This is a genomic window from Microbacterium sp. CFSPD4_SD4 (genome assembly GCF_057364585.1).
Map to the genome: position 1 here is coordinate 19,236 of NZ_JBNFOC010000007.1, position 22,127 is coordinate 41,362.

20 protein-coding genes are annotated in these 22,127 nt (G+C 70.3%); 6 read left to right on the top strand and 14 right to left on the bottom strand.

Translation table 11 applies throughout. The features are described 5' to 3' along the window. Positions 1-74 precede the first annotated feature (74 nt). Positions 75-1,736, top strand: coding sequence for a glycoside hydrolase family 13 protein (locus tag AC2W7E_RS11440; RefSeq protein WP_085604737.1), 1,662 nt, complete (start codon positions 75-77; stop codon positions 1,734-1,736). Positions 1,737-1,804: 68 nt separating this feature from the next. Beyond that, complete coding sequence (locus AC2W7E_RS11445) at positions 1,805-2,812, top strand: LacI family DNA-binding transcriptional regulator (protein WP_126894056.1); 1,008 nt, start codon at positions 1,805-1,807, stop codon at positions 2,810-2,812. Between the two features lie 104 nt (positions 2,813-2,916). Here AC2W7E_RS11445 and AC2W7E_RS11450 read toward each other — a convergent pair whose 3' ends face one another. Both AC2W7E_RS11450 and AC2W7E_RS11455 read right to left on the bottom strand, forming a co-directional pair. After that, positions 2,917-4,551, bottom strand: coding sequence for an FAD-dependent oxidoreductase (locus AC2W7E_RS11450; protein ID WP_025103991.1), 1,635 nt, complete (start codon positions 4,549-4,551; stop codon positions 2,917-2,919). After that, positions 4,548-4,712: a hypothetical protein gene (locus AC2W7E_RS11455; protein ID WP_167627850.1), complete on the bottom strand. Its 165-nt coding sequence runs from the start codon at positions 4,710-4,712 to the stop codon at positions 4,548-4,550. Before AC2W7E_RS11455 ends, AC2W7E_RS11450 begins: the two co-directional genes overlap by 4 nt. A gap of 91 nt (positions 4,713-4,803) precedes the next feature. On the opposite strand from AC2W7E_RS11455, the gene AC2W7E_RS11460 reads away from it, so the two are divergent. Then, complete coding sequence (locus AC2W7E_RS11460) at positions 4,804-5,070, top strand: metal-sensitive transcriptional regulator (RefSeq protein WP_025103992.1); 267 nt, start codon at positions 4,804-4,806, stop codon at positions 5,068-5,070. 92 nt (positions 5,071-5,162) lie between these two features. Here AC2W7E_RS11460 and AC2W7E_RS11465 read toward each other — a convergent pair whose 3' ends face one another. The 10 genes from AC2W7E_RS11465 to AC2W7E_RS11510 all read right to left on the bottom strand — a co-directional run bounded on the left by AC2W7E_RS11465 (position 5,163) and on the right by AC2W7E_RS11510 (position 15,979). Next, positions 5,163-5,789 (bottom strand): superoxide dismutase, encoded by a 627-nt coding sequence (locus AC2W7E_RS11465; RefSeq protein WP_485989139.1) that lies wholly within the window; start codon positions 5,787-5,789, stop codon positions 5,163-5,165. A gap of 22 nt (positions 5,790-5,811) precedes the next feature. Beyond that, positions 5,812-6,348 carry a flavin reductase family protein gene (locus AC2W7E_RS11470; protein ID WP_025103994.1) on the bottom strand — a complete coding sequence of 179 codons (537 nt, stop codon included), beginning with the start codon at positions 6,346-6,348 and terminating at the stop codon, positions 5,812-5,814. After that, positions 6,345-7,694 (bottom strand): FAD-dependent oxidoreductase, encoded by a 1,350-nt coding sequence (locus AC2W7E_RS11475; RefSeq protein WP_062766119.1) that lies wholly within the window; start codon positions 7,692-7,694, stop codon positions 6,345-6,347. Before AC2W7E_RS11475 ends, AC2W7E_RS11470 begins: the two co-directional genes overlap by 4 nt. Then, positions 7,691-8,017 carry a ferredoxin gene (gene fdxA, locus AC2W7E_RS11480; RefSeq protein WP_025103996.1) on the bottom strand — a complete coding sequence of 109 codons (327 nt, stop codon included), beginning with the start codon at positions 8,015-8,017 and terminating at the stop codon, positions 7,691-7,693. The genes AC2W7E_RS11475 and fdxA overlap by 4 nt, the downstream gene beginning before the upstream one ends. Before the next feature lie 81 nt (positions 8,018-8,098). Beyond that, positions 8,099-10,351 (bottom strand): exo-beta-d-1,3/1,6-glucosidase, encoded by a 2,253-nt coding sequence (locus AC2W7E_RS11485; RefSeq protein ID WP_485989140.1) that lies wholly within the window; start codon positions 10,349-10,351, stop codon positions 8,099-8,101. Further along, a complete protein-coding gene (locus tag AC2W7E_RS11490; protein ID WP_485989141.1) occupies positions 10,351-11,499 on the bottom strand; it encodes an ABC transporter permease in 1,149 nt (382 codons plus the stop codon). Before AC2W7E_RS11490 ends, AC2W7E_RS11485 begins: the two co-directional genes overlap by 1 nt. 1 nt (position 11,500) lies before the next feature. Further along, positions 11,501-12,589 (bottom strand): ABC transporter permease, encoded by a 1,089-nt coding sequence (locus tag AC2W7E_RS11495; RefSeq protein WP_085604724.1) that lies wholly within the window; start codon positions 12,587-12,589, stop codon positions 11,501-11,503. Then, positions 12,586-13,392 (bottom strand): ABC transporter ATP-binding protein, encoded by an 807-nt coding sequence (locus AC2W7E_RS11500; protein WP_485989142.1) that lies wholly within the window; start codon positions 13,390-13,392, stop codon positions 12,586-12,588. Before AC2W7E_RS11500 ends, AC2W7E_RS11495 begins: the two co-directional genes overlap by 4 nt. Continuing rightward, positions 13,389-14,213 carry an ABC transporter ATP-binding protein gene (locus AC2W7E_RS11505; RefSeq protein ID WP_025104001.1) on the bottom strand — a complete coding sequence of 275 codons (825 nt, stop codon included), beginning with the start codon at positions 14,211-14,213 and terminating at the stop codon, positions 13,389-13,391. Before AC2W7E_RS11505 ends, AC2W7E_RS11500 begins: the two co-directional genes overlap by 4 nt. Positions 14,214-14,317: 104 nt before the next feature. Further along, the gene (locus AC2W7E_RS11510) at positions 14,318-15,979 is read right to left on the bottom strand and encodes an ABC transporter substrate-binding protein (protein WP_485989143.1); all 1,662 of its coding nucleotides are present in this window, start codon (positions 15,977-15,979) and stop codon (positions 14,318-14,320) included. 154 nt (positions 15,980-16,133) lie between these two features. Here AC2W7E_RS11510 and AC2W7E_RS11515 point away from each other — a divergent pair, with 154 nt between their 5' ends. Together AC2W7E_RS11515 and AC2W7E_RS11520 are read left to right on the top strand one after the other, a co-directional pair. Next, complete coding sequence (locus AC2W7E_RS11515) at positions 16,134-16,775, top strand: TetR/AcrR family transcriptional regulator (protein ID WP_025104003.1); 642 nt, start codon at positions 16,134-16,136, stop codon at positions 16,773-16,775. A gap of 109 nt (positions 16,776-16,884) precedes the next feature. Further along, complete coding sequence (locus AC2W7E_RS11520) at positions 16,885-18,132, top strand: amidohydrolase (protein ID WP_485989144.1); 1,248 nt, start codon at positions 16,885-16,887, stop codon at positions 18,130-18,132. A 15-nt stretch (positions 18,133-18,147) separates the two neighbouring features. Here AC2W7E_RS11520 and AC2W7E_RS11525 read toward each other — a convergent pair whose 3' ends face one another. Both AC2W7E_RS11525 and AC2W7E_RS11530 read right to left on the bottom strand, forming a co-directional pair. Next, complete coding sequence (locus tag AC2W7E_RS11525; protein ID WP_025104005.1) at positions 18,148-18,852, bottom strand: GTP pyrophosphokinase; 705 nt, start codon at positions 18,850-18,852, stop codon at positions 18,148-18,150. Positions 18,853-18,862: 10 nt separating this feature from the next. Continuing rightward, on the bottom strand, positions 18,863-19,951 hold the full coding sequence (locus AC2W7E_RS11530) for a VanZ family protein (protein WP_378869216.1): 1,089 nt from the start codon (positions 19,949-19,951) through the stop codon (positions 18,863-18,865). Positions 19,952-20,175: 224 nt separating this feature from the next. On the opposite strand from AC2W7E_RS11530, the gene AC2W7E_RS11535 reads away from it, so the two are divergent. Beyond that, positions 20,176-22,125, top strand: coding sequence for an APC family permease (locus tag AC2W7E_RS11535; RefSeq protein ID WP_378871789.1), 1,950 nt, complete (start codon positions 20,176-20,178; stop codon positions 22,123-22,125). Positions 22,126-22,127 lie beyond the last annotated feature (2 nt).

Genomic DNA, 22,127 nt, shown 5'->3' on the forward strand with positions numbered 1-22,127 from the left:
GGGGGAAAGAGGGCGCCGAACCGTTTCGATACCTGTGGTGGCGGCACTGTAAGCGTTTGCAGTAGCCTGATCGCATGGCACAGCTCGAACAGATCGCAGCCCCCGGTTCCGAGTGGTGGCGCAGCGCCGTCATCTACCAGATCTACCCCCGCTCCTTCGCGGACGCGTCGGGCGACGGCATCGGCGACCTGCCGGGCATCACGAGCCGCCTCGACGCGCTGCAGGAGCTCGGCGTCGACGCGATCTGGCTCAGCCCGTTCATGACGAGCCCGCAGCGCGATGCCGGCTACGACGTGGCCGACTACCGCGACGTCGACCCGCTGTTCGGCACGCTGGCCGACTTCGACGCGATGCTGGAATCCGCGCACGCCCGCGGCATCCGGGTGATCGTCGACCTCGTGCCCAACCACTCCTCCGACCAGCACCCCTGGTTCCAGGAGGCGCTCAAGGCGGCGCCGGGCAGCCCGGAGCGCGCGCGCTACATCTTCCGCGACGGCCGCGGCGAGAACGGCGAGCTGCCTCCGAACAACTGGGAGTCGGTGTTCGGCGGCGGCATGTGGCAGCGCGTGACGGAGGCCGACGGCACGCCCGGCCAGTGGTATCTGCACATCTTCGACGCGACGCAGCCGGACTTCGACTGGAACAACGAGGAGGTGCAGGAGGAGTTCCGCTCGATCCTGCGCTTCTGGCTCGACCGCGGCGTCGACGGCTTCCGTGTCGACGTGGCCCACGGCATGATCAAGACCGAGGGCCTGCCGGATTACACGCCGCCGACCGACGCCGACTCCATGGGCGGCGGCGAGTCGAACGTGCCGTACTGGGGCCAGGACGGCGTGCACGAGATCTACCGCGACTGGCACAAGGTGCTCGCCGAGTACGACGGCGACCGCGCCCTGTGCGGCGAGGCCTGGATGCCGACGCTGAAGGAGACCGCCCTCTGGGTGCGTCCGGACGAGATGCACCAGACCTTCAACTTCCCGTACCTGATGACGGCGTGGGACGCGAAGGCGCTCGGCGACGTGATCCGCGAGTCGCTGGACGCGTTCGGCGCGGTCGGCGCCCCGAGCACCTGGGTGCTGTCCAACCACGACGTCGTCCGGCACGCCACGCGCCTCGCCCTCACGATCGACAACCCGCAGGGCGAGGGCATCGGCCCGAACACCCCGGACAAGCCCGACACCGCCATCGGCCTCGCCCGCGCCCGCGCCGCCACCACGCTGATGCTCGCGCTGCCCGGCTCGGCCTACCTGTACCAGGGCGAGGAGCTCGGCCTGCCCGAGGCCATGGAGATCCCGGACGAGTACCGCCAGGATCCGACCTGGTTCCGCACGAACGGCGAGCGCTACGGCCGCGACGGCTGCCGCGTGCCGCTGCCGTGGGAGGCGGAGGCTCCCGCCTTCGGCTTCAACGACACCGGCCTCTCGTGGCTCCCGCAGCCCGCGGACTGGGCGGCCTACGCCCGGGACGTCGAGGAGGTCGACCCGGCGTCGACCCTCGCCCTGTACAAGCGCCTTCTCGCCGGCCGTCGCGAGTTCGGATTCGGCACCGGGTCGCTGGTGTGGGAGGACGCCGGTCCCGATGCCGTCGCCTTCCGTCGCGGCGAGGTGCACGTGCTGGCGAACCTCGGCACGGCTCCGCTCGACCTCCCGGAGGGCGCGGTCGTCCTGCTCCGCAGCCAGCCGTTCGACGGCCCCGAGGTCCCCGTCGACACCGCCGTCTGGTACACCAAGGCCTGACACCGCTGCGCCCGTGGCGCGCTCCTCCCGGGGCGTGTCACGGGCGTCTCCGATCCGAAGGACAGACGATGGCGAGCATCGACGAGGTCGCCCGGCTCGCCGGCGTCTCCACCGCGACGGTCTCCCGCGCGCTGAGCGGCCGCGGGCACGTGTCCGAGTCGGCGCGCGAGCGCGTGCAGGCGGCTGCCGCCTCCCTCGGGTACGTCGTGTCCTCCCGCGCCTCGAGCCTCGCGTCGGGGCGCACGCGCAACATCGGGGTCGTCGTGCCGTTCCTCGACCGCTGGTTCTTCAGCACCGTGCTGTCGGGGGTGTCCGCCGCACTCATGCGTGCGGGCTACGACATCACGCTCTACAACATCACCGCTGACAAAGATGTACGCCGGCACGTCTTCGACACGTTCCTGCGCCGCCAGCGCGTGGACGCCGTGATCGCGGTGTCCATCGAGCTGGACGAGGACGAGACCCAGCAGCTCCTCGACCTCGGGCTCCCCGTGATCGCGATCGGCGGCCCGAACCCGAAGCTCGACACCCTCACGGTCGACGACGTCGCCGTGGCCCAGCTCGCGACGGAGCACCTGCTCGGGCTCGGGCACACGGAGATCGCGCACATCGGCGCGAACCCCGAATTCGACATCGACTTCCACATCCCCACGAACCGCCGGCTCGGCTTCGAGAGGGCGCTGGCGAAGGCCGGCGTCCCCCTGAACCCCGCGTTCCTGGAGCCGGCCGACTTCACGGTCGAGGGCGGCTACCGCGCCGCGAAGCAGCTCCTCGGGCGCCCGGGGCCGCGCCCCACCGCGGTGTTCGCCGCCTCGGACGAGATGGCGATCGGGGCGCTCCTCGCCGCCCGCGACCTCGGCTTCGCGGTGCCGGGCGACCTGTCCATCGTGGGCATCGACGGCCATGAGCTCGGCGAGTTCTTCCGCCTCACCACGGTCGACCAGTTCCCGCTCGGGCAGGGCGAGCGGGCGGCCGACGCGGTCCTCGCGAAACTCACCGACCCCGATGCCGTGCGGCCGCCCGCCGCCCTTCCGTACGAGCTCAACGTCCGAGGCACGACCGCGCGACTCGTCTGAGCCGGGCGGCGTTCACAACTCAGGAGTACGGCGCGCGGAGACCGCGGTTCCGGCCCTGACGGGCGTAGGTGCGCCGGTTCTCCTGAGTTGTGAACGCGTCGAGCTCAGCACTCTGCGGTCGCGTCCTGCCAGGTCCGGTAACCGCCGTCGAGATTGCGCACCTCGCGCCCGTGCTGCCGCAGCAGCCGGGTGGCGATGTGCCCCCGCAGGCCGACCTGGCAGTGCACCACGAGGGGCCCGTCCGGCAGTTCGTCGAGACGGTCGCGCAGCTCGTCCAGCGGGATGTTCCTGGCGCCGGGGATGGCGCCGTTCGTATGCTCGGCCACGGAGCGGACGTCGATGAGGGTCGATCCCGCCTGCAGGGCGTCGTCGAGCTCGTGCCACTGGACAGTCGGCGTGGTGCCGTTGCGGGTGTTCTCGGCCACATAGCCGAGGATGTTCACGGCATCCTTCGCGGAGCCGAACTGCGGAGCGTACGCGAGCTCCAGGTGCGCGAGACCGGAGGCGGTGACGCCCGCCTGCAGCGCCGTCGCGATGACGTCGATCCGCTTGTCCACGCCGTCACGACCCACGATCTGCGCCCCGAGGATGCGGTCGGTGGCGGGGTCGGCGAGGAGCTTCATCGACAGGGTCTCCGCGCCCGGGTAGTAGCCGGCATGCGACGCCGGATGCACGTGTACGGCGAAGAACCCGCGGCCCCCGGCACGGAGCTGCTTCTCGCTCCATCCGGTCTTCGCGGCGGCGAGGCCGAACATCTGCACGATGCCGGTGCCGAGGGCGGGGCGCGCCGACTCCTCCCGACCCGCGATGACGTCGGCCACCATGCGGCCGTGGCGATTGGCGAGACCGGCCATGGTCACCAGCGCCGCACCGCCGCCGATGAGGTCGGTCTTCTCGACGCCGTCGCCGACCGCGAAGACGTCCGGGGCACTGGTGCGGCACGCCTCGTCGACCGCGATGCCGCCGGTCTCGCCAAGACGGATCCCGGCGGCGCGGGCGAGTCCGACCTCGGGCACGACCCCGGAGGCATCGACGAGGAACTCCGCGGGGAGGGTGGCACCGTCGCTCAGGGTCACGGAATCCGCGGCCGTGGCCACGACCTCGACGCCGAGTCGCACGTCAACCCCGCGGCGCCGGACCTCGGCCGCCAGAGGGGCGGCCATCTCCGGATCCAGCGGGGCGAGCAGCTGGGCACCGCGTTGCACCAGGGTGACCGCGGCCCCCCGGGCGACGAGGTTCTCCACGGCCTCGAGTCCCGTGTACCCGCCGCCCACGACGACCACCGGCAGGCCGGGGCGGAGGGCCGCGGCGATCGCATCGGCATCCGCCACGGTCCGCAGGCTCCGCGCGGGGAGGGCCCCGGTCGGCTCGTCGCCGCGAGGCCGGGCACCGGTGGCGAGCACGAGGCGGTCGTACGGGTGGGTGCTGCGGTGGCCGCTGTCGAGATCGACGACCTCGACCGTCTTGCGCGCGGTGTCGATGCCGACGACGTCGTGACGGACGCGGACGTCGAGTCGGAAGCGGCGGTGCAGCGACTCCGGGGTCTGCAGCAGGAGGGCGTCGCGCTCCTCGATCACGCCGCCCACGTAGTAGGGCAGGCCGCAGTTGGCGTAGGAGACCTCGGGCCCGCGCTCGAAGACGACGATGTCCGCGGACTCCTCGAGCCGCCGAAGCCGGGTCGCCGCCGACATGCCGCCGGCGATGCCACCGACGATGACGACGCGGAGCGGCGCGCTCATCGCCCGAACAGCCGGGACAGGAGACCGCCCTTGGCCTCGTCCTTCGGGTGGCCCGTGCACCAGTCCGACGCCGGCACGGTGCGGCGGACGGCGTCGACGTGCTGGCCGCACCCCGCCCAGGTGGTCTTCCCGCAGGTACGGCAACGGACTGCTCGACACATGTGTTCTCTCCTCACTCGATACCCCGGTGGGTATCCAGACACTATACCCCGGGGTATAGTGGAGCGCACAGCCGGCCTTCAGGGAGAGACCATGACCACCGTCGACACCGACACGCAGCGCAAGATCGCCAACCGCCTCAAGCGCGCCCAGGGACAGCTCGGCGCCGTGATCGCCGCGGTCGAGAGCGGCGGCGACTGCCGGGCCGTCGTCACGCAGCTGGCCGCCGTGACCTCCGCGTTGGACAAGGCCGGGTTCCAGATCATCGCCTCCGCCATGAAGACCTGCCTGGAGGACCCCGCGCAGGACGACGCCGTCCCCCTCCCCGACCTGGAGAAGCTCTTCCTCACCCTCGCCTGAACGCGACCCGGCCCCTTGCGGCCACCCCGGCCCGTTGCGGACGATCGCAACAGGCCGGGGCGCACGCAAGGGGCCGGGTCGGCGAAGGGGGATCAGGGGACGAGGAGACCCGCGGTCGCGATGCGCGCCGTCTCGAAGCGGCGCTGCACGTCGGGCCAGTTCACGAGGTTCCAGAACGCCTTGACGTAGTCCGCCCGCACGTTGAGGTAGTCGAGGTAGTAGGCGTGCTCCCACACGTCGAGCTGCAGCAGCGGGATGACGCCGAGCGGCGCGTTGCCCTGCTGATCGAAGAGCTGGAAGATCACGGGACGAGCGCCCACCGAGTCCCAGGCGAGCACGGCCCAACCGGAGCCCTGCACGCCGAGGGCCGTCGCGGTGAAGTGCGCGCGGAAACCGTCGATCGACCCGAATGAGTCCGCGAGCGCCGCCGAGAGCTCGCCCTCCGGAGCCCCGCCGCCCTCGGGCGAGAGGTTCTGCCAGAACACGGAGTGGTTGATGTGGCCGCCGAGGTTGAACGCGAGGTCCTTCTCGAGCTTGTTGACCGCTCCGAGGTCGCCGCTGTCGCGGGCCGCCGCGAGCTGCTCCAGCGCCGTGTTCGCGCCGGTCACGTAGGCCTGGTGGTGCTTGGAGTGGTGCAGCTCCATGATCTTGCCGGAGATGTGCGGTTCCAGTGCCGAGTAGTCGTAGGGCAGCTCGGGGAGCGTGTACGGAGTGGACATGGGGGTTCCTTTCGTGACGGGGTCAGAGGGCGGTGTCGTGGGACAGGGCGTGGAATCGGCGGTCGATGTAGACGAGCGGGCGGGCCGGGCGGCCGGTGAGCACCTCGAGCACCTCGGCGATCACCACGGTCGACGAACCGACGGGCACGGTCTGGATCGCCCGGCAGCGCAGGGCGACACGGGCCTCCGCCAGGTGCGGCTCGCCGGTCGGCAGCGTCGTCCAGCCCTGCTCGGGCGTGAAGCGCTCGGAGCCGCTCACCGCGAAGCTCTGGGCGAGCGCGGAGTGCTCGTCGTCGATGAGGTGCACGACGAAGGTGTCGGCGCCGAGGATGGCCCCGGCGCTCCCGGTCGCCCTGGTCACCGAGAACACGATCGCCGCCGGGTCGACCGCGACCGACGACACGCTCGACGCCGTGAGGCCGACGGGGCCGTCCGGACCCTGCGCCGTGATGATGGCGACACCGGCGGGGTGGGTGCGGAACGCCGCCTTGAGCCCCTCCCCGACCGGCGTGGGCACCGGAGCGGCGGGGTGCGGGGTGGTGTGCGGGTCGGGGGTCATCGGGTGCTCTCCTCGAGAGGGATGGGGGTGGGGGTCGCGTGGGCGCGCATGGCCGCGCGGTCGACGAGCTTCGTGCGCTCCCGGCCGCGGACGGCTCCGGCGCGGCGCTCGGCCTCGTCGATGCGCAACCAACCCTCCCAGTCCACCACGCCGGGGAGGTCCAGGGGCGGGTCGCGGTCGATGCGGGCGGACGGCGTCGCGGCGAGGTCCTCCACGAGATGCTGCACGGTCTGCGCGGCGTCGGACTTGGTCGAGCCGATGAGCCCGATCGGCCCGCGCTTGATCCAGCCGGTCGCATAGAGACCCGGGACGGGCGTGCCGTCGGCATCGAGCACCCGTCCTTCCGCGTTCGGAACGATGCCCCGCGCCGCGTCGAACGGCACGCCGGGCACGGGCGAGGAGAGGTAGCCGATCGCCCGGTAGACGGCGCCGACCTCGTACCGCACGAGCTCGCCGGTGCCGATCATGCGGCCGAGCGGATCGGAGGCCGAGCGCTCGAACTCGATGCCCTCCACACGGTCGGTGCCGAGGACGCGGACGGGTCGATGCCGGAAGTGCAGGTGGATGCGCCGGGAGGCTTCGGTGGACGGACGCTGCGCCCATTCCGTGAGGGTGCGCACGATGATGCGGCGCTGCGAGAACTGCTCCAGCATGCGGGCGGCGTGGTCGTCGAGCGCGAGGTCGGCGGGATCGACGACCACCTCCACGTCGTGCTGCTCCCCGAGCTCGCGCAGCTCCAGAGCGGAGAAACGCACATCGGCCGGACCGCGACGGGCGAACAGGTGCACGTCGCGGACCCGGCTCGCGGCGAGCGCGTCGAGGATGTGGTCGGGGGTGTCGGTCGACTCCAGCGCCGCGGCGTGCTTCGCGAGGATGCGCGTGACGTCGAGGGCGACGTTGCCCGCCCCGAGCACGGCCACGGCCTCCGCCTCCAGGCCCCAGCCCCGCGCGACGTCGGGGTGCGCGTCGTACCAGGCCACGAAATCCGCGGCGCCGAACGATCCGGGGAGGTCGGCTCCCGGCACGTCGAACGTCACGTCACGGTCGGCTCCGGTCGCGATGACGACGCCGTCGTACGCCCGGTGGAGCTCGTCGACCGTCACATCGACGCCCACCTCGACGTTGCCGAGCAGCCGGATGCCGGGCTGAAGGAGCACGTCGTGCAGCGCATCGATGATCTTGCGGATGCGCGGATGGTCGGGGGCGACGCCATAGCGGACGAGGCCGTACGGAGCGGGGAGCTTCTCGTACAGGTCGATGGCCGCCTCCGGCACCTGAGCCCGGAGGAGGTCGGCGGCGTAGATGCCTGCGGGTCCCGCGCCGACGATGGCGATGCGCGGAGTCACTCGTGCACTTCCTGGGGCGGGAGCGCGGCGATGAGCGGGTGGTCGTGACGGATGAGTCCGGTGCGGGCGGCGCCGCCGGGCGAGCCGATCTCGTCGAAGAACTCGACGTTGGCCTTGTAGTAGTCCTGCCACTCGTCGGGCAGGTCGTCCTCGTAGTAGATCGCCTCGACCGGGCACACCGGCTCGCACGCTCCGCAGTCCACGCACTCGTCGGGGTGGATGTAGAGCGACCGCTCCCCTTCATAGATGCAGTCGACCGGGCATTCGTCGATGCACGCCTTGTCCTTGAGGTCGACGCACGGCAGTGCGATTACATACGTCATCGCGGCTTCTTCTCTGTCCCACTCACGCCCTCCACCGTAAAACCTCAAGCGCACTTGAGGTCAAATCGAGGCCGCCGGGAATCAGGAACGGGAGATCTCGAAGGGGGCGGGGAGGAGGTGCTCCTCGCGGGAGCTGGGGCCGACGAGGAGCGTGAAGGCGCCGGGCTCCACGGTCCGGACGCCGGCGGCGGTCACGATCGTGCAGTCCGCGACGGGGACCTCGATCCGCACGCGCGCACTCTCCCCCGGCGCGAGGTCGACCTGCCGGAAGGCCTTGAGCTCGCGGTCGGTCCAGCTCACGCTCGTCACCTCGTCCCGCACGTACGCCTGCACGGTCTCGCGGACGGGCCGGTCCCCCGTGTTCGTCACGGTCACGTGCCCCACCACGGTGGCGCCGAGGCGCAGCTCCGTCTGCTCCAGCTCCAGCTCCGCGTACGTCACGGTCGTGTACGACCGGCCCTCTCCGAAGGCCCACGCGGGCGCCTGGGTGAGGTCGGCGTAGCGGTCGCCGTGCTGACCACGGATCTGGTTGTAGTAGGTCGGCTGCTGCCCGACGTGCCGCGCGAACGAGATGGGCAGCCGGCCCGAGGGCTCCACGGCACCCGTGACGATGTCGGCGAGCGCCCGTCCGCCCTGCATACCCGGATTCGCGGCCCAGACCACCGCCGCCGCCCGCTGCATTGAGGGCGGGAGCACGAGCGGCTTGGACGCGAGGAGCACCACGACGACGGGTTTCCCGGTCTCGATGAGTGCGTCGAGCAGGGCGTTCTGCCCGCCGATGAGCTCCAGCGTGGCCGTGGACCGCCCCTCGCCCACGAGCTCGATGCGATCGCCGACCACCGCGACCACGACGTCGGCGGCCTCGGCAGCGGCCACCGCCTCCGCGATGAGCACAGGATCCGGCGGGCACGGCTGCACCACGGGAGGACGCGGCTGGTTGTCCGGGAAGTGCGTGCCGCGGGGGTCGTCGGCGAGCGTGAGGATGTCGGCGCCGCGTGCATGCGTGACCGTCCACGCGTCCACCGCACGGAGGCCGTCGAGCACGGTCGTGATCATCTCGCGGGGCTGTCCGTCGAGCCAGCCCGCCTGACCCGAACCGCCGGCCCAGTCGCCGAGCTGCGTCTGCGCGTCGTCCGCGAGCGGCCCGGTCACCGCCACCCGCAGCGGGGCCGCGGCATCCAGCGGCAGCACGCCGTCGTTCTCCAGGAGCACGAGCGAACGGCGCGCGATCTCGAGGTTGAGCTCCGCGTGCGCGGCGCTGCCGACCACGGCGGACACGTCGTCGCGGGGCAGCCGGGGGTCCTCGAAGAGCCCCAGCTCGAACTTCAGCGTGAGGATGCGGGAGACCGCGTCGTCGAAGGCGTCCTCCGGCAGCAGCCCCCGGGCGACCGCGTCCAGCGCCCCCTCGAAGAACCCGGGCGTGGTCATCACCATGTCGTTCCCGGCGCGCACGGCGGCGGCCGCGGCATGGGTGAGGTCGGGCTGCACCCGCTGCTCCCACACCATCCGGCCCACGTTGTCCCAGTCCGTGATGAGGGTGCCGGTGTAACCCCACTCGCCGCGGAGCACGTCGCTGAGCAGCCACTCGTTCAGCGTGATCGGCACCCCGTCGGTCGTCTGGTAGCCGAGCATGAACGTCCGGCAGCCCTCGCGGGCGACCCGCTCGAACGGCGGCAGGAACCAGGAGCGCAGCTTGCGCGGGGAGATGTCCGCCTCGCTCGCGTCGCGTCCGCCCTGCGTCTCCGAGTAGCCGGCGAAGTGCTTGGCCGTCGCGAGGATGGCCGTGGGGTCGTCGAGCCCGTCGCCCTGATAGCCGCGCACCATGGCCGAAGCGAGCTCCCCGATGAGGAACGGGTCCTCCCCGAACGTCTCCCCCACCCGCCCCCAGCGCAGGTCGCGGGCGATGCACAGCACCGGCGAGAACGTCCAGTGGATGCCGGTCACGGCGACCTCCTCGGCCGTCGCCCGCGCCACGCGCTCGACGAGTGCCGGATCCCAGGAGGCTGCCATGCCGAGCTGCGTGGGGTAGATCGTGCCTCCGGGCCAGAACGAGTGGCCGTGGATGCAGTCCTCGCCCACGAGCAGCGGGATGCCGAGCCGGGTCTGCGCGACCAGGGCGGCAGCCCGCCGCAGACGCTCATCCGAGGCGTGCAGGATCGATCCCGCGTGCCGCCGGAGCACGTGGTCGTCGATGTCGTCGCGGGCGTCGAGCTGGAGCATCTGCCCGACCTTCTCTTCCACCGTCATCCGGCTGAGGAGGTCGGCCACGCGTTCGGGGATCGAGAGGGCGGGGTCGTGATACGGGAGTTGCGTGGTCAGAGTCTGAGAGGTCATCACTTCGTGTTCTGGTTCGTGTGCGGTGTCGCGGTGTTCGCGGAGTCGGTGGCGCCGGAAGCGCCCGGCGAGGTCGCCGACGATACGGGATCGGGAGCCTTCTTCGGCAGGGGCACGCTGCGGACGGCCGTGACGGCGTCGTTCACGTTCAGCCCCTTCTTCTTTATCGCCCTGGCCCGCTCACCGGCCGACCGCAGTCGCGGATTGACGTACTCGTCGATGCCGAAGTTGATGAGCGAAAGCGCGACGCCGATGATCGCGATGCAGAGCCCGGCCGGCACGTACCACCACCACAGTCGCGGGAAGGCACCGTTCTGCTGCGCCCAGAACAGGATGGTCCCCCAGTTGAGGTTGCTGACCGGGATCACGCCGATGAAGGCCAGGGTCGTGAGACCGAGGATGGCTGCCGTCACGGTGCCGACGAAGCTCGAGGCGATGAGCGCCATGAGGTTCGGGAGCATCTCGACCGTGATGATGCGGCGCAGCGGCTCGCCGTTCGCGCGGGCGGCCTGGATGAAGTCGCGGTTGCGCAACGACATGGTCTGCGCGCGCAGCACCCGGGCGCCCCACGCCCACCCGGTGATCCCGAGCACCGCGGCGATCACGATCAGCGGCGGGTTCTCGAACTGCGAGGCGATGATGATGATCAGCGGGATGCCGGGGATCACCAGGAACACGTTGGTCAGCGCCGACAGCGATTCGCTCTTCCAGCCGCGCACGTAGCCGGCGATCACACCGATCGTGATCGCGATGATCGTGGCGATGAACGCCGCGAGGAAGCCGACGACGATCACCCCGCGGGTGCCGTAGATGATCTGGCTCAGCACGTCCTCACCCATGTGCGTCGTGCCCAGCCAGTGCTCCCAGGATGGCGGCTGACGCAGCGCCGTGCGGTCCTTCTGGGTCGGTCCGTACGGGGCGATCCACGGGGCGAAGATCGCGATGAGCACGAACGCCCCGAGGATGAGGAGGCCGGCGATCGACTTGGGGTTGCGGAACATCGCGAACGCCTGCGCGAGCTGCGACCAGAAGGTCTTGCGGGGCGGCGTCCCGGCCGGCGGGGTGCGCAGCGTGGCGGTCTCGGGCATGCCGGAGACGACGGCCGATCCGTCCGGCGCTGTGTTCGCTGCGGTGGTGGGGACGGTCATGTCAGGACTCCATCTGGCGCGTGCGCGGGTCGAGGTAGGCGTAGACGACATCGGCGAGGATGTTGGCCACGAGCACCGACAGCGTGATCACGAGGAACACGCCCTGCATGAGGGCGAAGTCCTTGGCGTTGGTCGCGTCGAGCAGCAGCTTGCCGACACCCGGATAGCTGAACACCATCTCCATGACGATCGTGCCGCCGACGATGAAGCCGATCGACAGCGCGAAGCTCTGGATCTGCGGCAGCACCGCGTTGCGGGCGGCGTAGCCCCAGAGCACGCGCTTGTTGGGCATGCCCTTCGCCTGCGCGACCGTGATGTAGTCGTCGTCGAGCACCGTCAGCATCATGTTGCGCATGCCGAGCACCCACCCGCCGAGCGAGGCGACCACGATGGTCAGAGCCGGGAGCGTGCCGTGCATGATCACCTGGCCGATGAAGTCGAGGCTCCATTCCGGCGACTGCCCCTTGTCGTAGGCGTGCGATGAGGGGAACCACTTCAGGGTCGAGGAGAAGATCGCGATGGCGATGAGTCCCAGCCAGAAGTACGGGATCGTGTTGAAGAACGTCGTCACCGGGATGATCGCGTCGAGCTTGCTGCCGCGCTTCCACCCGACGACGGCTCCGAGCAGCGTGCCGATCGCGAACGAGATGACGGTCGCGATGCCGACCAGTCCGAGCGTCCAGGGCAGGGCGGCGGCGAGCACCTCGGCGACCGGCCGCAGACCGTGCAGGGTCGAGATGCCGAGGTCGCCGCGCAGCAGCATCCCCCAGTACTCGAGGTACTGCTGCCAGATGGACTTGTCGGTGTCGATGCCGAGGAGCACGCGCAGGGCCTCCGCCGCCTCGGGGCTCACGGTGCGGTTGCGCGCGAGGTACGAGCTGACCGCGTCGCCCTTCATGAGGCGGGGCAGGAAGAAGTTGATCGTGATCGCCGCCCACAGCGTGAACAGGTAGAACGCCGCGCGACCGGCGAAGAAGCGCCACGGCACCGGCCGCCTGGTGCGCTCTGCCCTGGTCGCCGTGGTGCCGACCTCCAGGGCATCGCGGGCGATGAGGTCGTTGTCGTCGAGCTGGGGGAGAGCGGAGCTCACAGCGCGCCTCCGTTCGATGCCGCCGCGGCGAAGTGCTTCTCCGGATCAGGAGAGGCCGCGCGCAGCTCGCGGGTGTACGGATCCTGCGGGTTGAGGATCACATCGTCGGCGGTGCCGTACTCGACCACGCGCCCCTGGTTGAGGACCATGATCTCGTCGCTGAAGTGCCGGGCGGTCGCCAGGTCGTGCGTGATGTAGAGCACACCGAGTCCCTCTTCGCGCTGCAAGTCGGCGAGCAGGTTCAGCACGCCGAGCCGGATCGAGACGTCGAGCATCGACACCGGCTCGTCGGCGACGAGGAGCGAGGGACGCGAGGCCAGGGCGCGAGCGATGGCCACGCGCTGCCGCTGACCGCCTGACAGCTCGTGGGGGCGGCGGTCGATCACCGCGTCCGCATCGAGGCGCACCCGGTCGAGGAGCCGACGCACCTCGTTCTCGGTGTCCTTCTTCGGCACCACATCGTCGAGGCGGATGGGCCGCTCCAGGTGGTAGCGGATGGAGTGGTACGGGTTGAGCGAGGCGAACGGGTCCTGGAACACCATCCGCAGCTGCTGGCGATACCTTCGCAGGCCCTTGCCGCGGCGCGGGATCGGCGTGCCGTCGAGCAGCACCTCGCCGCTGGTCGGGGTCTCGAGCTGGGTGAGGATCTTCGCGATCGTGGACTTGCCGCTACCGGACTGGCCGACCAGGCCGATCGTCTGGCCCGACGTCAGGGTGAAGCTCACGTCGTCGAGGGCTTTGATCTGCCCTGCGCCTCGGACGTTGTACGCCTTCGTGACATGGCGGAACTCGAGGGTGGTCATCGCACCAGCACCCCTCTCTCCCCGGTGAGCCGGGGGAACGACGACAGCAGCGTCTTCGTGTACTCGTGCTCCGGCTGCGTCCAGATGCGCTCCGCCGTGTCGAGCTCGATGATCTCCCCTTCGCGCATGATCGCGATCCGGTCGCTGATCTCCAGCAGGAGCGGGAGGTCGTGGGTGATGAAGATCACCGAGAAGCCGAACTCGTGCCGCAGCTGCGAGATCTGCTTGAGGATCTCCCGCTGCACCAGCACGTCGAGCGCGGTCGTCGGCTCGTCCATGACCATCAGCTGCGGACGGAGCGCCAGGGCCATGGCGATCATGACGCGCTGGCGCATGCCGCCCGAGAGCTCGTGCGGGAAGGAGCGCACGCGCTGACGGCCGACCTTGACGATCTCGAGCAGCTCCTCGGCCTCGGCACGCCGCTGCCTGCGGTTCATGTCGGGGCGGTGGATCTCGAACACGTCCTCCAACTGGGAGCCGATCGTGGCCACGGGGTTGAGGGCGTTCATCGCGCCCTGGAACACCATCGACACCTTGTCCCAGCGGAATCGCTGCATCGCGTCGACGTCCAGCGCGTTGATGTCGATGTCGATGCCGGTCGCGTCGTGGAAGGTCACGCTGCCGCCGGTGATGACGGCCGGAGCACGCAGCAGGCGCTGCACCCCGTAGGCGAGCGTGGTCTTGCCGCATCCGCTCTCCCCGGCGAGGCCGAGGATCTCGCCGCGCTGCAGTTCGAGGGTCACGTTCTTCACCGCCTCGACGGGTGGATCGACGTCGTACACGACGGAGAAGTCGCGCACGGTGAGCAGGGGATCTGGCATGGGGGTGTCCTTCGTGGGGGGCGGGCCCTTCGACAGGCTCAGGGACCCAGATGGGTGGCTGAGCCTGTCGAAGCCCGCCGTGGGTGGCTGAGCCTGTCGAAGTCCTACTCGGCGGGCTTCAGCTTCGTGAGGATCTGCACGATGTTCGGCTGCGTCGGGTCGGCGGACGCGTACGTGTCGGTCTCCGACGGCCAGCCGACGTAGTTGCGCGTGTTGAACTCGCCGAGCAGCGGGTGGGCGCCCAGCGGGATGGCCGGCACCTGCTCGGAGAAGATCGTCTGCAGCGTGTCGATCGCGGCGGTGCGCTCCTCGTCGGATGAGGCGTTGGCGTAGGTGTTCAGCGCGGCGGTCGCCTCCGGGTCGTCGAAGCGGCCGAAGTTGAAGCCGGCCTTGCCCTCGGGCGAGATCCAGCGCGGGTCCATGGTCGAGGTGTACAGGCCGTAGGCGGTGCCGCTGTCCTCCAGCCAGTGGATTATCGCGGAGAACGTGCCGTTGTCGCGGGGGTCGGCCCAGCCACCCCAGTCGGGCATGTCGATCTTGACCTCGGCGCCGATGCTGTCCTTCACGTCCTCGGCGATGAGCTCCTGCGCGGTGTTCCAGTCGCTCCAGCCGGAGGGGACGGAGAGCGTGAACGAGACGGGCGTGCCGTCCGGGTCGATCAGGGCGTCGTCCTTCCACGTGTACCCGGCGGTCTCCAGCAGGTCACGCGCCTTCTCGGCATCGACCTTGTAGTCCACGCCCTGGAACTCGGGCTGGATCTCGTCCTCGAGGATCGACGACAGGCCCGTGACCGACCAGACGGCCTCGCTGGCGCCCTCGCGCGCGATGTCGACGTAGGCGTCGCGATCGATCACCCAGGCGAGCGCCTGACGGAAGGCGGGGTCGTCGAACGGCTTCTGCTGCAGGTTCATGAACAGCGTGGCGGAGCCGGTGGTCGGGGAGGCGAGGAACTTGTTGTGCTCGGGATCGGCCGAGAGGAACTGCTCCTCGATCTGCGGGATGAACGCCTGCGCCCAGTCGGCGTCGCCGTTCGCGAGGGCCGTGGTGAGGGCGGTGTTGTCGCCATACGAGACGTAGTGCAGCTCCGGCACGGCGAGGTCGCCGCCCCAGTAGTCGTCGCGTGCGTCGAGCGTGACCGACTCGGTCGACCAGTTCGCCATCGCGTAGGGGCCGGTGCCGACGAGGTCGTCGCCCGTGACGGGGTCGGTGGCCGGGTCGTCGAAGTTCTCCCAGATGTGCTTGGGGACGATGGGCACGTGCAGCACGCGGGCCTGGTTGACGTACTTGGAGTCGCCGAAGCTCAGCACGACCGTGTCGCCGTCGACCTCGGCGCCCTCGAACTTGAGGCCGGCGGTGTCGAGGGCGGGGATCGAGGCGGTCTCGAAGGAGAAGACGATGTCGTCGGCCGTGAACGGCTCGCCGTCGCTCCAGGTGACGTCGGCGCGAGGGACGACCGTGAGCTGCGTGTAGTCGTCGTTCCACTCGAGGCTCTCGGCGAGCCACGGCGTGGTACCGCGGTCGCCGGTCTGGTTCACCAGCGCGAGGGTCTCGAACACGACCTTGGCATAGCCGTACTTCGAGGCCGCGGAGTCGCCGACGAACGGGTTGTTCGACTCGGTGGTGATCGCGCCGTCGGGCTTCGCGATGGTGAGGGAGGCGGAACCGGCGTCATCGCCGGAACCACCGCCCGCCGAGCATCCGGCGAGCGCCGAGACGCCCAGGACGGCGACCGCGCTGGCGGCGATCAGGGTTTTCGTGAGCTTCATTGCTTCTCCTTGGGCACGGGTCCTTGTGCGGCGTGGCGGCCGACGGATCGCCTCCGACCGCTGCTTTTGCTTACTGTCGAGAAAGTAAGCTGTGGAGAGGTTACCGAGGAGTAAGTTGGTTGGCAAGCAGAGCGGGACGAGGGGAGGTGGGTTCATGACGGATGACGTGCACGCTGTCCGGGTGCGCCCGGCCACGCGGGAGAAGCGCGAGCAGATCCTCAAGGCGGCCGTGGAGATCTTCGGCAACAAGGGCTCCACGAACGGCACGCTCGCCGACGTCGCCGAGCAGGTCGGCATCACGCATGCCGGCGTGCTGCATCACTTCGGCTCGAAGCAGAAGCTCCTCCTCGAGGTGCTCGCCTACCGCGACCAGGCCGACGTGGCCGACCTCGCCGAGAAGCACATCCCCGACGGACCGGAGCTGTTCCTCCACCTCGTCCGCACGGCGTTCGCCAACGAGAAGCGTCCGGGCATCGTGCAGGCTTACACGGTCCTGTCCTCCGAGTCGGTGACCGACGACCACCCCGGTCGCGAGTACTTCGAGGAGCGCTACACGACCCTGCGCCGGGAGGTGACGGCGGCGTTCGGCGAGCTCTGCGCGCAGGAGGGCGTGACCGAACCCGCGACCATCGCCGCCGCGTCGGCCGCCATCCTCGCCGTGATGGACGGCCTGCAGCTCCAGTGGCTCCTGCACCCCGAGGTGATCGGACTCGGCGAGACGAGCGAGTTCGCGATCCAGGCGATCGTGAACGCCGTGCTGCGTCCCGGACCCGAACTGCCCACCTACGTGCACTGACCCTGCCGAGACCCCGCGTTCCCGTCGAGACCCCGCGCTCCCGGCGCGGCGAAGCCGGGGTCTCGGCGGAACGCCGGGGTCTCGGCGCGCACCCGGCTAGGCTCTGGCCATGACGATCGACCTCGAAGCGCTCTACATCGACCTGCATCAGCACCCCGAGCTCTCGTTCCAGGAGACGCGCACCGCCGGCATCGCGGCCCAGCACCTGCGCGACCTGGGCCTCGAGGTCGAAGAAGGCGTCGGGGTGACCGGCGTGGTCGGGGTGCTCCGCAACCCTTCGACAGGCTCAGGGACCCAGGATGAGGAGTTCCCGCGGCCGGTGGTGTGGGTGCGCGCCGACATGGACGCGCTGCCGGTCGAGGAGCAGACGGGGCTGGCGTACGCGAGCACCGCGAAGGGCGTCGACCCGGCCGGCACCACCGTGCCGGTGATGCACGCGTGCGGCCACGACATGCACGTCACCGCGATGATCGGCGCCGTCGAGAAGCTCGTGGCCACGCGCGCGGAGTGGTCGGGCACCCTCGTCGTGCTCATCCAGCCCGCCGAGGAGTACGGCGCCGGCGCCAGGGCGATGCTCGACGACGGCCTGCTCGACCGCTACCCGAAGCCCGACGTGGTGCTCGGTCAGCACGTCACCCCGCTGCCCGCCGGAATCATCGGCGTGCGCAGCGGCACCCAGATGGCCGCGTCGGACGGTCTCACCGTCACCCTGCACGGCCGCGGCGGCCACGGCTCCCGCCCGCACGCCACGATCGATCCGGTCGTGATGGCGGCCGCGACCGTGATGCGCCTGCAGACGATCGCCTCGCGCGAGATCGACCCGCAGGGCGTGGCCGTGGTGACGGTCGGCTCGATCCACGCCGGACTCAAGAACAACATCATCCCGGCCGAGGCGAAGCTCGAGCTCAGCCTCCGCTACCCGAACGAGGGCGTGCGGGAGAAGGTGCTGGCCAGTGTCGAGCGGATCGTGCGCGCCGAGGCGATGGCCTCCGGCGCGGAGCGCGAACCCGAGATCCACACGCAGCACACCCTGCCCGCCACGATCAACGACGAGGAGGCGACGGCGCGGGTCTCGGCGGCGCTGCGTCGGGCGCTCGGGGAGTCGGCCGTCGTCGACCCCGGCATGTTCACCGGCAGCGAGGACGTCTCCTGGTTCGCCCGCGACGCCGAGGTGCCGCTCGTGTTCTGGTTCTGGGGCGGCGTCGACCCCGCCCGGTTCGCCGAGGCCGTCGCCGCGGGCACCGTGGAGAAGGACATCCCCACGAACCACTCGCCGTTCTTCGCGCCGGAGATCCATCCGACGATCGAGGTCGGGGTCACGGCGATGTCCGCCGCCGCCCGCGAGTTCCTCGCCTGACGCGGGTCGGGCTGCTCAGACCTCGACGATCCCCGGCGCGGGCGGAGGGGGCGGCGCGAGCTGCCGCTGCGGCACGCCATGGGCCTCGCGGTGCAGCCGCTCCATGCGGGTGTCGAGTTCGGCGGCGGCGTCGGCGGCGTCGCTGAGACTGTCGACGAGGTGCGCGGGCACCTGGTTGGAGAACTTGTAGTAGATCTTGTGCTCCAGGCTCGCCCAGAAGTCCATCGCGATGGTGCGGAACTGCACCTCGACCGGCACGGACAGCGCGCCCGTCGAGAGGAAGACGGGGACCTCGATGATGGCGTGCAGGCTCTTGTACCCGTTCGGCTTCGGGTTCGCGATGTAGTCCTTCACCGTGCGGACGGTCACGTCGTCCTGCGCGGTCAGCAGATCGAACAGCCGGTAGACGTCCGCGACGAAGCTGCACGTCACCCGCACTCCGGCGATGTCGGTGATCTCGGCACGGATGCGGTCGAAGTCGGGGTCGTCGATGCCCTTCCTGGCGATCTTCTCGACGATGCTGTCCGGCGACTTCAGCCGGCTCTTCACGTGCTCGATGGGGTTGTACGCGTGATCGTGGGTGAACTCGTCGCGGAGGATCGAGATCTTCGTCTCCACCTCGCGCATCCCGAACTCGTACTCGCGGAGGAAGCGCTGCAGCTGGTCGCGGAGCTCCTTCGCCTCGGAGATCAGGTGCTCGTCGACGGGGATCACGCTCATGAGGACGACGTTATCGATCCGTGATCGGAAACCCCTGTGGATTCGAGAGCGCGACGCGGGCGTCCTCGAGGTGCTGGCCGGAGAGAAGACCGGGGAGGCCGCGCCCCTGACGGGTGGTGAACAGCAGCACGACCGCGACGAGGATCAGCACCGAGGAGAGCGCGTCGAACACCCCGCCGAGCATCCCGAGAGCCGTGAGTCCGCCGATGCCGCCCGCCCAGCGCAGCATCCGGGCGAGCGCGGCCGGCAGGGGCGACCCGGTGTAGCGCAGCTGCACGGCGAGGTCTCCCACCGAGCGGCCGGTGACGAGGATGACCACGAGCCACAGCGCACAGGCGACCGCCGTGCTCACCGTGCCGGCGAGGGTGCCGTCGAGAACGGCCTGACGGTCCTGCACGACGTACTCGAGCCAGAGCTGCACCGCGACGCCCCCGGCGAGCACGACGAACCCGTTCGCGAGTCCGTCGCACAGCATCGCCAGCGCGCGGCGACCCCGGGTGACCGGGCGCGGCTCGTCGGCATCCGCCCGCGCCTGCAGGCCGCGCAGCGACCGGGGCACCACGAGAGCGAGCACCGAGCCGAGCACGGCTCCGGTCGTGTTCGTCATCAGGTCGCCGACGTCGAAGAAGCGGTAGGCGCACGGGTACAGACCCCAGACGCCGGTGAGCTGCGTGGTCTCCACGAGCAGCGAGAGCCCGAAGCCGGCGAGGAGCGCGGTCGGGAGGCCGCGGCCGCCCAGCACGCGGAGGAACACCCCGAGCGGGACGAACAGCAGCACGTTGAACACGAGCTGGAGAAGGGCGGGCTGGCGGAGCGGGTTGCCCGGCGCCGCGAACGCCTTCTGCACGTCGCGCACGACGGACATCGGGTCGGTGATCGCCCCCACGCAGCGGATGGCGTCCGGATCGGGCAGCGGCAGCAGCGTGTACGTCCAGATGGCCCAGAAGTAGACGAGCGCCGCGAGCCAGAGCAGCGTGCGGCCGAGCGAGAGGCGTCCGCGGCGGCGGTAGCTGATCGCGACGAAAGGCACGAAGAGGACGACGCCCGCGGCCAGGCCGATCGCCACGGCGATGACCCCCAGAACGACCTGATCCCCCACTGACGCAAGGATACCGGCAGGCCGTGAGGATTCCGTGAGGGAGCGCCACCGGGCCGTAGGGATTCCGTGAGGATCGCGTGAGGGCGTCCCCGGTCGGCGTAGTGTCGCCGGACGTGTCAGAACAAACGAGGCCGACCCCGGACGCGCCGCCGCGCGCCAAGCGCATCCTGCTCGGCGACCCGCTGACGAGCGCCCAGGTCGACGAGCAGCTCCTCCCCAAGCGCATGGCGCTGCCGATCTTCGCCTCGGACGCGCTGAGCTCGGTGGCCTACGCCCCGCAGGAGCTCGTGATGATCCTGCTCATCGGCGGCCTCACGTTCCTGTCGTTCACCCCGCTCGTCGCCGCGGCCGTCGTCGTGCTGCTGCTCGTGGTGGTGCTCAGCTACCGGCAGCTCATCAAGGCGTACCCCTCCGGCGGCGGCGACTACGAGGTCGCGTCGAAGAACCTCGGCGAGGTCCCCGGAGTGATCGTGGCTGCGGCCCTCCTCGTCGACTACGTGCTCACGGTGGCCGTGTCGGTCGCGTCGGGGGTGGACAACATCATCTCGGCGGTGCCGGCGCTCGACCCGCTCCGCGTGGAGCTCGCGGTCGGCTTCGTCGTGCTCATCATCATCGTGAACCTCCGCGGCGTGCGCGAGGCGTCGCTCGTGTTCGCGATCCCCACGTACGTGTTCATCGGCTCGGTCGGCATCATGATCGTCACGGGGCTCGTCCGGACGGCACTCGGCGACGCCCCGATCGCGTCCAGCGCGGAGTTCGCCGTGCAGGCCGAGAGCCTCAGCCAGGCGGCCGTGCTGCTGCTCATCCTCCGGGCGTTCTCCAGCGGCTGCTCCGCGCTGACCGGGGTCGAGGCCGTGTCGAACGGCGTCCCCGCGTTCCGGGCCCCGAAGGTGCGCAACGCCCAGTCGACCCTCGTGCTCATGGGGACCATCGCGATCTGCCTGTTCTCCGGACTCACCGCCCTCGCCCTCATCGCCGGCGTGCACTACGCCGAGAACCCCTGCGACCTCATCGGGTTCGACTGCACGACCCCGCAGCCGAGCCTCATGGCGCAGATCGCCGCGGCGACGTTCGGCGGCGGCAGCATCCCGTTCTTCATCGTGCAGGCGGCCACGGCCTGCGTGCTGCTCCTCGCGGCGAACACCGCCTTCAACGGCTTCCCCCTGCTCGGCGCCGTGCTCGCCCGCGACGGCTACGCCCCGAAGTCGCTGAACACCCGCGGCGACCGGCTCGTGTTCTCCAACGGCATGATCCTCCTCGGGATCGCCGCGATCGCCGTGCTCGTGGTGTTCCAGGCCCGGTTGACGACGCTGATCCAGCTCTACATCATCGGCGTCTTCGTCTCGTTCTCCCTGGGCCAGATCGGCATGGTGCGGCACTGGCGACGGCTGCTCCGGGCACCCGTCCCGCCGAACGGAGACGGCGCCGCAGACCGGCGTTCCGCACGCGTGGGGCTGCTCATCAACTCCGCCGGGGCGACGCTCACGGTGCTCGTGCTGGTCATCGTGACGATCACGAAGTTCACGCACGGCGCCTACCTCGTGTTCTTCGCCATCCCGGTGCTCGCGTTCCTCATGATCGGCGTCAAGCGGTATTACCGGGACGTCGAGCACGAGATCGCCATCGACGACACCACCCGCTTCGGCGCCTCCGGCGACGTCGCGATCGTCCTCGTGAACCACCTGCAGAAGCCGGTGATGAAGGCCATCGACTACGCGATCGCCGCCAAGCACGACAAGACCCTCGCCGTGCACGTGGCCGTGTCGCAGGACGACGCCGCCCGCCTGCAGCAGGAGTGGACCGACCACCTCGTGCCGGTGCCGCTCGTGATCGTCGAGTCGCCGTACCGCTCGTTCGCCCAGCCCGTGACGCAGTTCATCCGGCAGTACCGCGAGAAGCACGGCTCCTCCGTCGTCACGGTCTACCTGCCGCAGTACATCGTGGGGCACTGGTGGGAGAACTTCCTGCACAACCGGCGCGCCCGCCGCCTCGCGAACCAGCTCATGCTCGTGCACGGCGTGTCGATCACCCTGGTGCCGTGGCTGCTCGATTCGTCCGAGCTCATCTACGGCCGGCGCTCGCGCCCGCTGCCCGGTCAGGAGCGGGCGGGGCGGCCCGTCGTGGTGGCGGGGCGCCGGGCGCACCGCCCCGCCGGGCCGCCGTCCGAGTCCTGACG

Excerpts from the sequence above, each read along its gene's own strand:
- AC2W7E_RS11440 (WP_085604737.1), top strand. The coding sequence starts at position 75 with ATGGCACAGCTCGAACAGATCGCAGCCCCCGGTTCCGAGTGGTGGCGC.
- AC2W7E_RS11445 (WP_126894056.1), top strand. The coding sequence starts at position 1,805 with ATGGCGAGCATCGACGAGGTCGCCCGGCTCGCCGGCGTCTCCACCGCG.
- AC2W7E_RS11450 (WP_025103991.1), bottom strand. The coding sequence starts at position 4,551 with ATGAGCGCGCCGCTCCGCGTCGTCATCGTCGGTGGCATCGCCGGCGGC.
- AC2W7E_RS11455 (WP_167627850.1), bottom strand. The coding sequence starts at position 4,712 with ATGTGTCGAGCAGTCCGTTGCCGTACCTGCGGGAAGACCACCTGGGCG.
- AC2W7E_RS11460 (WP_025103992.1), top strand. The coding sequence starts at position 4,804 with ATGACCACCGTCGACACCGACACGCAGCGCAAGATCGCCAACCGCCTC.
- AC2W7E_RS11465 (WP_485989139.1), bottom strand. The coding sequence starts at position 5,789 with ATGTCCACTCCGTACACGCTCCCCGAGCTGCCCTACGACTACTCGGCA.
- AC2W7E_RS11470 (WP_025103994.1), bottom strand. The coding sequence starts at position 6,348 with ATGACCCCCGACCCGCACACCACCCCGCACCCCGCCGCTCCGGTGCCC.
- fdxA (WP_025103996.1), bottom strand. The coding sequence starts at position 8,017 with ATGACGTATGTAATCGCACTGCCGTGCGTCGACCTCAAGGACAAGGCG.
- AC2W7E_RS11485 (WP_485989140.1), bottom strand. The coding sequence starts at position 10,351 with ATGACCTCTCAGACTCTGACCACGCAACTCCCGTATCACGACCCCGCC.
- AC2W7E_RS11490 (WP_485989141.1), bottom strand. The coding sequence starts at position 11,499 with ATGACCGTCCCCACCACCGCAGCGAACACAGCGCCGGACGGATCGGCC.
- AC2W7E_RS11500 (WP_485989142.1), bottom strand. The coding sequence starts at position 13,392 with ATGACCACCCTCGAGTTCCGCCATGTCACGAAGGCGTACAACGTCCGA.
- AC2W7E_RS11505 (WP_025104001.1), bottom strand. The coding sequence starts at position 14,213 with ATGCCAGATCCCCTGCTCACCGTGCGCGACTTCTCCGTCGTGTACGAC.
- AC2W7E_RS11510 (WP_485989143.1), bottom strand. The coding sequence starts at position 15,979 with ATGAAGCTCACGAAAACCCTGATCGCCGCCAGCGCGGTCGCCGTCCTG.
- AC2W7E_RS11515 (WP_025104003.1), top strand. The coding sequence starts at position 16,134 with ATGACGGATGACGTGCACGCTGTCCGGGTGCGCCCGGCCACGCGGGAG.
- AC2W7E_RS11520 (WP_485989144.1), top strand. The coding sequence starts at position 16,885 with ATGACGATCGACCTCGAAGCGCTCTACATCGACCTGCATCAGCACCCC.
- AC2W7E_RS11525 (WP_025104005.1), bottom strand. The coding sequence starts at position 18,852 with ATGAGCGTGATCCCCGTCGACGAGCACCTGATCTCCGAGGCGAAGGAG.
- AC2W7E_RS11535 (WP_378871789.1), top strand. The coding sequence starts at position 20,176 with ATGGCGCTGCCGATCTTCGCCTCGGACGCGCTGAGCTCGGTGGCCTAC.